Genomic DNA, 8,926 nt, shown 5'->3' on the forward strand with positions numbered 1-8,926 from the left:
CAGCGAGGTCCTGGTCGCCGTCTGCCAGGCCGAGCGCGGTCATCACGACACGGTCCTCGAAGCGTTCCAGGTAGCGCTTGCCGTCGAAGGTCTTCAGCGTGTAGCTGGTGTAGTACTTGAACGCGCCCAGGAACGTCTCGAACCGGAACTTCTTGCCGTAGGCCAGGTCGTTCAGGCGCTGGATGAACTCGAACGGGTACTTCTCCAGGACGGCGGCCTCGTAGTAGTCCTTCTCGACCAGGTAGTCCAGCCTCTCGCGCAGCGAGTGGAAGAACACCGTGTTCTGGTTGACGTGCTGCAGGAAGTACTCGCGCGCCGCCCGCTTGTCGGCATCGAATTGGATGCCGCCGTCGGCGCCGTAGAGGTTCAGCATCGCGTTGAGGGCGTGATAGTCCAGTCCCTCGAACCGCGCGTCGGTCTTGAAGGCTGTCTCGGTCACCGCTGTATCCACCATCGTTCCAATCCGACGCTCACGGCGTCGACGTCATCGGGTGTGCCGAAAAGTTCGAGCCGGTACAAGTGGGGCACATCGCACTTGCGGCTGATGATGTCACCGGCGAGGCAGTAGGCCTCACCGAAGTTCGTGTTGCCCGCGGAGATGACCCCGCGGATGAGGTTCCGGTGCCGTTCGTCGTTGAGGAACCGGATCACCTGCTTGGGGACGGCCCCCTTCTCCTCGCCCCGCCCCTGACCCCCGCCATACGTGGGGGTGACGAGCACGAACGGCTCGTCGACCACGATGGCCGGGTCAGTCGGGTGCAACGGGATGCGCAGAGCCGGCAACCCGAGTTTGTCGATGAAACGGGCCGTGTTCCCCGACACACTGGAGAAGTAGACGAGGAGCGGCGCGCGGGTTGCGGTGAGCATGTCGGCGCCGTCCTCTTCCGATGCGCGAGGGTCCGAAGTGTGAGCGGGACCGGGTCTCAGACCAGACGCGCGGACAGCTCGTCGATCTTGTCGGGACGGAAGCCCGACCAGTGGTCCTCGTCGGTGACGACGACCGGCGCCTGAAGGTAGCCCAGCGCCTTGACGTGCTCGAGCGCCGCCGGGTCTTCGGACAGGTCGAGAACCTCGTAGTCGATGCCCTTCGAGTCCAGTGCCCGATACGTCGCGTTGCACTGCACGCAAGCCGGCTTCGTGTAGACCGTGATCGCCATAGTGACCCGTGTTCTCCCCTCAAAATTCTCTCAGATATCCGGCAGGTGCGTGCCGGGAGTTCAATACTACATATGGGTGCCGACATCGAAGTGCACCACAAGGGATAGTAGTTACATCCGTGTAGTTTTCCCCGGCTCTCCCCAACGACAACACAGGTTATCCACCGATTCATCCACAGCCCGGGCCCCGCCCGCCCGCGCTCGAAACCGCCGGTTTCCGGCCGTTTTCGACGCCGCATCGATGATCTGTGCACAGGGGGGACGATACGACGAGGTTCCGACACGGAGGAGGCTGTGGAATCGGTCCTTCGGCGTGTCGTCGGCGTGTCGCGCCCCCGGCGCGTTTCGGGCACCGGATCGGCGGCAGTAGCGTTGAGCGGTGCCGGGCTATCAGGACCTCTTGCGCACCCCCGGGGTGGCGCGCATCATCGCCGCGCAGCTCACGGCACGGTTCCCCAACGGGATGACCAGTCTCGCACTCCTACTGCACATCGAGCAGACCACCGGCTCCTACGGGGCGGCGGGCCTCGTGCTGGCGGCGACCTCGGTGGGCCAGGCCGTGGCCGGTCCGGTCACGAGCCGTTGGATGGGGCTGTGGGGCATCCGCCGCGTGCTCACCCTCACGACAGCGGTGTGCGTGCTCGCGCTGCTGGTGCTCGCACTGGTGCCGATGCCGCTTCCAGGCGCGGTCGTCTTCGGTCTCGTCGCGGGGCTGTCCACCCCGCCGGTCCAACCCGCCGTGCGCACGATCTACCCGAAGCTGGTCACCTCGCGCCAGTTGACGCCCCTGTTCTCCCTCGATGCCAGCCTGCAGGAGATCATCTGGATCCTGGCGCCGGTGGTCACCACGTTCGTCGCCACCCAGGTCGGGACCGTGCCGGCGCTGCTGATGATCGTCGTCATCCTGGTCGGCGGCGGCGCCTGGTTCATCCTCTCCCCTGAGGTCGGACGGGTGCGCATTCCCCGCAGCCGCCGCACCTTCGGCACCGTGCTGAAAGAACCCGTGGTGCTGCTGGCGACCGTGCTCGGCCTGCTCGTCATCGGCGCGTGCGCGGCCGTCGAGGCCGCCGCGGTCGCCACCTTCGGTCACGACGGCGCCGAGGCCGGTCTCGTCCTGGCGGTCTTCGCGGTCGGCAGCCTCATCGGCGGACTCGCGTTCGGACATCTCCCGATCGGCCCGTGGGCGATGGCGCGCCGCATCGCCATCCTCGCCGTCGGACTCAGTGTCACGGTGATCTCGCTGTCGGTGTGGTGGCTGGGCGCCTCCCTGTTCGTGGCCGGCATCGGCATCGCGCCCGCCCTCGCGGTGATGTTCGCGATGACCTCCGCGAGCGTGAAATTCAGTGAGACCCCCGAGGCCTACGGCTGGATCGGCACCGGTCAGCTCATCGGCGCAGCCGCCGGGTCGGCGGTGGCCGGGTTCCTCATCGACGGCACCGGGCCGGTGGGCGCCTACCTCGCGGCGGCGGCGTTCGCCGCGGTCGGCGTCGTCGTCGCGGTCGTGTTCGTGCGCGGTTTTCCCGACCTCCGCGGGCGCGACATCACCCCCGCACCCGACACCGAGCCGGTCGGCACCATCACCTGACCGGCGGGCTGAGCCACCCCACCGACCACCCCAGCTGACTGCCGTGCCGCCGGCCAACCCCAGCGACCGCAGCCGCCTGCCACCCCAGCGCAGCAGGGACGCGCCAGCGCCGCGGGGGCGCGCCTCGTAGGCTGGACGGATGGCCACACCCGTCACCCTCCCGCGCCACTCGTGGGGACTCCCGCACGCCACCCGCCACGCCCTGCTCGTCCACGGGCTCGGCTCCAACGGCGCCCTGATGTGGCGGTTCGGCACGGCGCTCGGCGACGACGGATGGCGGGCGGATGCCGTCGATCTCCGCGGCCACGGCACGGCCCCGCGCACCCTCGACTACACGATCGACGCCTACGCGACCGACCTCCTGCACACCGGACCGGCCGACGACGAACCGTGGGACCTCGTCATCGGGCACTCCCTCGGCGGCGCGGCGGCGACCGTCGCCAGCGCGCAGGCCCCCGCCTGGACCCGGCGGCTCGTGCTGGTCGACCCGGGCATCCTCATCGGCGGCCGCGACCGCGAGATCGTCCGCAACAGCCAGGCCCGCGCGTTCGCCGAGCCCACCGCCGACGCCGTGCGCGCCGAGCACCCCGACTGGCACGACAACGACATCGAACTGAAGGCGCTGTCGGCGGCGCAGGCCAGCCGTTGGGCCGTTGAGCAGACCACCGCCCAGAACGACCCGTGGGATGTCCGGGACGCCGCCTCGAAACTCACCGTGCCGACCCACATCATCGCCAGCGACCCCGGGGTGTACTCGATCTTCCAGGGCGCGCTCGCCGACGAGGTGCTCGCCAACCCGGTCATCTCGATGTCGGTCGTCCTCGGCGCGGGTCACTCGCCGCACCGCGACCGCCCCGACGACACCATGCGGCAGCTGCGCGACGTCCTCTGCTGACCCCGGCCGCTGGCACCCCACCGGCCCCCGCGCCCCGCGACCCCGGGGAGAATGGAACGGTGAGCGACGCACCCTTCGACCCGTCCGGCTTCCTCCCCGACGCCCTCCTGGATCGCATCCGGTCCCGCGCGGTCACCCACGACCGCGAGAACACCTTCCCGGCGGACGACCTCGCCGACCTGACCGATGCCGGGTACCTCGGCATCCTCGTCCCCCGCGACCTGGGCGGCGCCGGCCTCGGGCTGCGGGAGGCGTCGATCCTGCAGCAACGGCTCGCGACCGCCGCGCCCGCGACGGCGCTGGCGATCAACATGCACCTGGTGTGGACCGGGGTCGCGAAGGTCATGGCCGACCACGGCGTCGACGACCTGCGGTTCGTGCACGAGGGAGCCGTCGCCGGCGAAGTGTTCGCCTTCGGGATCAGCGAGGCCGGCAACGACCTGGTGCTGTTCGGCAGCGACACGACGGCAGAGCCCCAACCGGACGGCGGGTACGCCTTCACCGGCACCAAGGTCTTCACATCGCTCGGCCCGGTGTGGACCCAGCTCGGCCTGCACGGCCTCGACACGACCAGCCCGGATGCCCCGAAGCTCGTCTACGCGTTCGTCCCCCGCACGGATGCCGTGCGCACACGCGACGACTGGGACACGCTCGGCATGCGGGCCACGCAGTCGCGCACCACCGAGTTGCACGGCGTCGTCGCGCCCCCCGACCGGGTGGTGCGCCGCGTCGACCCCGGACCGAACCCCGATCCGATCGTTTTCGGCATCTTCAGCGTCTTCGAGCTGCTGCTGGCGTCGGTGTACACCGGCATCGCGCGGCGCGCCCTCGATGTGGCCGTCGACACGGCGCGCGCCCGCGTGTCGAAGCGCTCCGGCCTGCCCTACGCCGACGACCCCGACATCCGCTGGCGCATCGCCGACATGGCCCTCGCGTATGACGCGCTCCCGATGCAGGTGGAAAGCCTCGCCGCCGACGTGGACGCCCTCGCCGATCACGGTGGGCTGTGGTTCGCGAAGCTCAGCGGCGTCAAGCACCGCGCCGTGATGATGGCCAAGCGCGTCGTCGACGACGCGATGCTGGTCGCCGGCGGGTCGTCCTACTTCGCGGCGAACGAACTCAGCCGCCTCTACCGCGACGTTCTCGCCGGGATGTTCCATCCGTCCGATCCGGAATCGGCCCACAACACCTCGGCGACCGCCTGGCTAGGCCCGCCGTCATCCCACTGACCGGTCAGTCGGTGACCGTGACGCCCTTCCAGAACGCGACGTGGTCGGCGATGTGGGCGGCCTCCGGCAGCGGATGCGGGTAGCTCCACGCCGCGTCGATGTTCTCCTCCCCGTCGACGACGAGGGTGAGGTACGACGCGGTGCCCTTCCAGGGGCACACCGACGTCGTCGCACTCTCGCGGACGAGGGATCGGTCGACGCTTTCGGCCGGGAAGTAGTGGTTGCCTTCGACCACGACCGTCTGGTCTGATTCGGCGATGGTGGTGCCGTTCCACTGCGCTTTCATGTCTCGCTCGCTTTCCTGTCGTACTCGCTCTCGCCTGCGTTCTCAGGGTAGACCTCGCCGTCGACACCGGGGCGGGACCGACGTCGCCGGGAACGATCGCCGGCACCGCCGCTGGGTACAGTGGCGGCATGACGCTGCCCCCGATACACCTCGGCGACGCACTGACGGTCTCCGCACTCGGCTACGGGGCGATGAGCCTCACGGACATCTACGGACCCGTCGACGACCAGACGGCACTGGCGACGCTCACCCACGCCGTCGATTCCGGCGTCACCTTCGTCGACACGGCGAACGTGTACGGCACCGGCCGCAGCGAGCGGATCATCTCGCGTCTGCTCGCCACGCGCCGAGACGACGTCACCCTCGCCTCGAAGTTCGGCATCGCCGGCGGGACGGTAGGGTTGCGGGAGGTCCGCGGCCACCCGGCCTACGTCGCGGAGCAGATCGACCTGAGCCTCCGCCGACTCGGCACCGACCACCTCGACCTCTACTACCAGCACCGCGTCGACGCCCGCGTACCGATCGAGGACACCGTCGGCGCCATGGCCGACCTGGTCCACGCCGGCAAGGTCCGCCACCTCGGCCTGTCGGAGGCGACCGCCGACGAACTGCGCCGCGCGCACGCCGTGCACCCGATCGCCGCTCTGCAGACCGAATGGAGCGTCGTCAGCCGCGACGTGGAACGCTCGGTCGTGCCCACCGCGATCGAACTGGGCGTCGGATTCGTGCCGTACTCACCGCTCAGCCGCGCGTGGCTCACCGACGCGTTCTCGCCCACCGACCTCGGCGAGGGCGACGCCCGCCCGGCCTTCCCCCGGTTCACGCCCCAGAACCTCGCCGCCAACGCCGCGCTGCGCACCGAGTTCCTCGGGGTCGCCGCAGAGGTCGGCCTCACCGGCGCGCAACTCGCCCTGGCGTGGCTGTTCGCGCAGGGACGGCACCTCGGCATCCCGGTGGCCCCCATTCCCGGATCGCGATTCCCCGGCCACGTGGATGAGTGGCTCCCCGGCGCCACCGCCGTGCTCGACGACGAGGCGATGCGGCGGCTCAGCGCCCTCGCCGCGCGGATGCACGGCAACCGCTCCTTCGACGTGAACTGGACCAGTCAACGCGGCGATCTGTGATCGCGTGACCCGACGGTCAGGTGCCGGTGTCGTCGGTGTCCGGCAGCGGGAATCTCCGGCGGCGGTCCCACGGCTCGGTCCAGCCCAGGCGGGTGAACAGGGTGTCGAGCACCATCGCGGTGAACCCCCACACGAAATGGCCGCCCGTAACATTCGGCAGCTGGAACGCCGCACCACGCCACGTCCGGCCGTCACGGCGGATGACCGTGACGCCCCGGTTCGCGGGATCGAGAAGGTCGGCCACGGGGGCGCGGAACACCGCCGCCGACTCCGCTTCGTCGACGACGTGCACCGGCGAGGGCTGCGCCCACCACCCCAGCACCGGCGTCACCAGGTGCGACGAGTGCGCCAGCGGCACCTGCGGCAGCTCCCCCAGCACGTCGACCCCGGCCGGGTCCAAGCCCGTCTCCTCGGTGGCCTCGCGCAGCGCCGCCGCCACGGCATCCCCGTCGCCGTCGTCGATCCGCCCGCCGGGGAACGCGACCTGACCGGGGTGCGAACGCAACGTCGTCGCCCGCGCCAGCAGCAGCACGTCGAGGTCGCGCGAGACGGCCGCCGCGTCGTACCCGGACGGATGCCGATCGAGCACGCCGAACAGGATCAGCACCGCCGCCGCACGGGGGTCGGCGGCGTCGGGAAGCGGCGGGACGGCGGGCACCAGTCCCCCGTCGCGGCGCGCCGAGGCCACCAGCGCGCGCAACTGGGCCTTCGCCCCCGCGCCGTCGGACATCGCCTCGCCTCCCATCGGGTCAGCGCGTCTCGAGGTCATAGGCCTTCAGCAGCTCGGTGACCGCCTGCTCCCGCTCGGCGCCGCCCGCCTCGAACATGTCGGTGACGTGGGTGCGCAAGTGGTTCTCGACGAGCAGCTTGTCCAGCGACGCCAACGCCTTCTGGATCGACCGCGACTGGGCGATGATGTCCATGCAGTACTCCTCGGCCTCGATCATCTTGGCGAGGCCCCGGACCTGCCCCTCGAGGATGCTGGTGCGGTGCAGGGCGCGTTTGCGGATGTCGTCAATCACGCCGAAAGAATAGCCCGCGTGCGAGGATGACGGGATGCCGGCCACATCGACCGACCTGATGAACCCGACCGATCAGGAACGTCTCCGAAGCCTGCGCGCCATGAAGCGCGTCGCCCTCGGAGCGCTCCTGGCGATGGCGGTGCTGTTCGCCGTCGCGTTCGCCCTGCAGCAGCAGGCACCCGGATGGGCATACGTGCGCGCCGCCGCCGAAGGGGGCCTCGTGGGTGCGCTCGCCGACTGGTTCGCCGTCAGCGCGCTGTTTCGTCACCCCGTCGGCATTCCCATCCCCCACACCGCGATCATCCCGCGCCGCAAGGACGAGATCGGCCGCACGCTGGGCGAGTTCGTGGAGACCAACTTCCTCGCCGGCGACGTCGTGCGCGACAAGCTTGAGTCGACGCGCCTCGCCGAGAAGCTCGGGCAGTGGCTGCGCGAGCCCGCCAACGCCGAGACGGTGTCGGCGGAGGCGGCGACCGTCGTCACCGGCATCCTCACCGCGCTCAGCGACGACGAGGTGCACGACCTCATCGGAGACCTGGCCCGTGAGCATCTCCTCAACCCGGAGTGGGGCCCGGCGCTCGGCGGGTGGCTGCAGCGGGTGGTCTCCGCCGACGCCCACCGCGGCGCCGTGGATCTCGGCGTCGACAGCATCGCGACGTGGCTGGAGGCCAATCGGGACGCGTTCAGCGGGCTGGTCTCGCGGCGGCTGCCGTCGTGGGTGCCGTCGGTGGCGATGCGGCTGATCGACGACACCGTATATCACGAGGCCGTGAAGTTCGTCGCGGCGGTGCAGGCAGACCCCGGCCACCCGGCCCGCCGCGCCGTCGACGGGTACCTCGACCGGTTGGCCGACAACCTGCAGCACGACGCCGCCACCATCGCGCGCCTGGAGGAGGCCAAAGCCGCCGTGTTCGACAGCCCGCGCGTGCGCCAGTTGGCGGCGGAGGCCTGGCACACGGCCAAGACCGGGCTGCTGGCCGCCCTCGCCGACCCCGCCAGCCCGCTCCGGCGTCGCGCCGCCGCGGCACTGGCCGAGGTCGGCGACCGCCTCACCAGCGACCCGGCCCTGCAGAACCGGGTCGACACCCGCGTCACCGACGCCGCGGTGTTCGTCGTGGACCGGTACCGGCACGACATCGCCTCGATCATCACCGAGACGGTCGAGAAGTGGGACGCCGACGAGACCAGCGAAAAGATCGAGCTGATGGTTGGGCGGGACCTGCAGTACATCCGCCTCAACGGCACGATCGTCGGTGCGCTGGCGGGCCTGGTCATCTACACGATCGCCCACGCGCTGCTGGGTTGATCGCGCACCGATCCCCTCGGCGGGAGCGGGGCGACGCGAGTATCCTGACGCCATGGGCGGTGCGGTGAGGCAGTCGACCCCGGATGAGCTGCTGTTCAGCTACGGCGCTCTCCGCCGGGCCGCACTGCAACGCGACCTGTTCGGCCGCGCGGTACGCGGCGAGGCCGACATCCTGCCCGGCTACACCACCGACTACATCGAGGCCTCCGATCCCCGGTGGCAGGACCGGGTCGGAACGTCGCCCCGCCCCATCCTTCGGCGCACAGGAGACGCCCGCGACAAGGTGATCGGGCTTGCGCTGCACGTCACCGCCGACGAACTC

10 protein-coding genes and 2 pseudogenes are annotated in these 8,926 nt (G+C 70.4%); 6 read left to right on the plus strand and 6 right to left on the minus strand.

Features of this window, described 5'->3' with window-relative positions:
- The 3 genes and pseudogenes from ACK5KK_RS03230 to nrdH all read right to left on the minus strand — a co-directional run.
- Positions 1-454, minus strand: a pseudogene (locus tag ACK5KK_RS03230) (ribonucleotide-diphosphate reductase subunit alpha); the annotation flags it as partial.
- Positions 436-867 carry a class Ib ribonucleoside-diphosphate reductase assembly flavoprotein NrdI gene (nrdI, locus tag ACK5KK_RS03235; RefSeq protein ID WP_416888656.1) on the minus strand — a complete coding sequence of 144 codons (432 nt, stop codon included), beginning with the start codon at positions 865-867 and terminating at the stop codon, positions 436-438. The gene nrdI and the pseudogene ACK5KK_RS03230, both read right to left, overlap by 19 nt.
- Positions 868-923: 56 nt before the next feature.
- The gene (gene nrdH / locus ACK5KK_RS03240; RefSeq protein ID WP_416888657.1) at positions 924-1,157 is read right to left on the minus strand and encodes a glutaredoxin-like protein NrdH; all 234 of its coding nucleotides are present in this window, start codon (positions 1,155-1,157) and stop codon (positions 924-926) included.
- 379 nt (positions 1,158-1,536) lie between these two features.
- Here nrdH and ACK5KK_RS03245 point away from each other — a divergent pair, with 379 nt between their 5' ends.
- From ACK5KK_RS03245 to ACK5KK_RS03255, 3 genes are all read left to right on the plus strand, one after another.
- A complete protein-coding gene (locus tag ACK5KK_RS03245) occupies positions 1,537-2,742 on the plus strand; it encodes an MFS transporter (RefSeq protein WP_416888658.1) in 1,206 nt (401 codons plus the stop codon).
- Positions 2,743-2,881: 139 nt separating this feature from the next.
- The gene (locus ACK5KK_RS03250; protein WP_416888659.1) at positions 2,882-3,637 is read left to right on the plus strand and encodes an alpha/beta fold hydrolase; all 756 of its coding nucleotides are present in this window, start codon (positions 2,882-2,884) and stop codon (positions 3,635-3,637) included.
- Positions 3,638-3,696: 59 nt separating this feature from the next.
- Positions 3,697-4,866 (plus strand): acyl-CoA dehydrogenase family protein, encoded by a 1,170-nt coding sequence (locus ACK5KK_RS03255; protein ID WP_416888660.1) that lies wholly within the window; start codon positions 3,697-3,699, stop codon positions 4,864-4,866.
- Positions 4,867-4,870: 4 nt separating this feature from the next.
- Here the strand turns inward: ACK5KK_RS03255 and ACK5KK_RS03260 are convergent, their stop codons facing one another.
- Complete coding sequence (locus ACK5KK_RS03260) at positions 4,871-5,152, minus strand: DUF427 domain-containing protein (RefSeq protein ID WP_416888661.1); 282 nt, start codon at positions 5,150-5,152, stop codon at positions 4,871-4,873.
- A gap of 128 nt (positions 5,153-5,280) precedes the next feature.
- Here ACK5KK_RS03260 and ACK5KK_RS03265 point away from each other — a divergent pair, with 128 nt between their 5' ends.
- On the plus strand, positions 5,281-6,276 hold the full coding sequence (locus tag ACK5KK_RS03265) for an aldo/keto reductase (protein WP_416888662.1): 996 nt from the start codon (positions 5,281-5,283) through the stop codon (positions 6,274-6,276).
- A gap of 16 nt (positions 6,277-6,292) precedes the next feature.
- On the opposite strand, the gene ACK5KK_RS03270 is transcribed toward ACK5KK_RS03265, so the two are convergent.
- Together ACK5KK_RS03270 and ACK5KK_RS03275 are read right to left on the minus strand one after the other, a co-directional pair.
- Positions 6,293-7,045 carry an NUDIX hydrolase gene (locus tag ACK5KK_RS03270; protein ID WP_416888663.1) on the minus strand — a complete coding sequence of 251 codons (753 nt, stop codon included), beginning with the start codon at positions 7,043-7,045 and terminating at the stop codon, positions 6,293-6,295.
- The gene (locus ACK5KK_RS03275) at positions 7,026-7,298 is read right to left on the minus strand and encodes a metal-sensitive transcriptional regulator (protein ID WP_416888664.1); all 273 of its coding nucleotides are present in this window, start codon (positions 7,296-7,298) and stop codon (positions 7,026-7,028) included. The genes ACK5KK_RS03270 and ACK5KK_RS03275 overlap by 20 nt, the downstream gene beginning before the upstream one ends.
- A 34-nt stretch (positions 7,299-7,332) precedes the next feature.
- Here ACK5KK_RS03275 and ACK5KK_RS03280 point away from each other — a divergent pair, with 34 nt between their 5' ends.
- Together ACK5KK_RS03280 and ACK5KK_RS03285 are read left to right on the plus strand one after the other, a co-directional pair.
- A complete protein-coding gene (locus ACK5KK_RS03280; protein ID WP_416888665.1) occupies positions 7,333-8,604 on the plus strand; it encodes a DUF445 domain-containing protein in 1,272 nt (423 codons plus the stop codon).
- 52 nt (positions 8,605-8,656) lie between these two features.
- Positions 8,657-8,926 (plus strand): annotated as a pseudogene (locus ACK5KK_RS03285) (gamma-glutamylcyclotransferase); the annotation flags it as partial.

This window comes from Microbacterium sp., assembly GCF_047972865.1.
GTDB lineage: Bacteria > Actinomycetota > Actinomycetes > Actinomycetales > Microbacteriaceae > Microbacterium.

Coding starts and splice junctions, on each gene's coding strand:
- ACK5KK_RS03270 (WP_416888663.1), bottom strand. CDS start 7,045: ATGACCTCGAGACGCGCTGACCCGATGGGAGGCGAGGCGATGTCCGAC.
- ACK5KK_RS03265 (WP_416888662.1), top strand. CDS start 5,281: ATGACGCTGCCCCCGATACACCTCGGCGACGCACTGACGGTCTCCGCA.
- nrdH (WP_416888657.1), bottom strand. CDS start 1,157: ATGGCGATCACGGTCTACACGAAGCCGGCTTGCGTGCAGTGCAACGCG.
- ACK5KK_RS03250 (WP_416888659.1), top strand. CDS start 2,882: ATGGCCACACCCGTCACCCTCCCGCGCCACTCGTGGGGACTCCCGCAC.
- ACK5KK_RS03280 (WP_416888665.1), top strand. CDS start 7,333: ATGCCGGCCACATCGACCGACCTGATGAACCCGACCGATCAGGAACGT.
- ACK5KK_RS03260 (WP_416888661.1), bottom strand. CDS start 5,152: ATGAAAGCGCAGTGGAACGGCACCACCATCGCCGAATCAGACCAGACG.
- nrdI (WP_416888656.1), bottom strand. CDS start 867: ATGCTCACCGCAACCCGCGCGCCGCTCCTCGTCTACTTCTCCAGTGTG.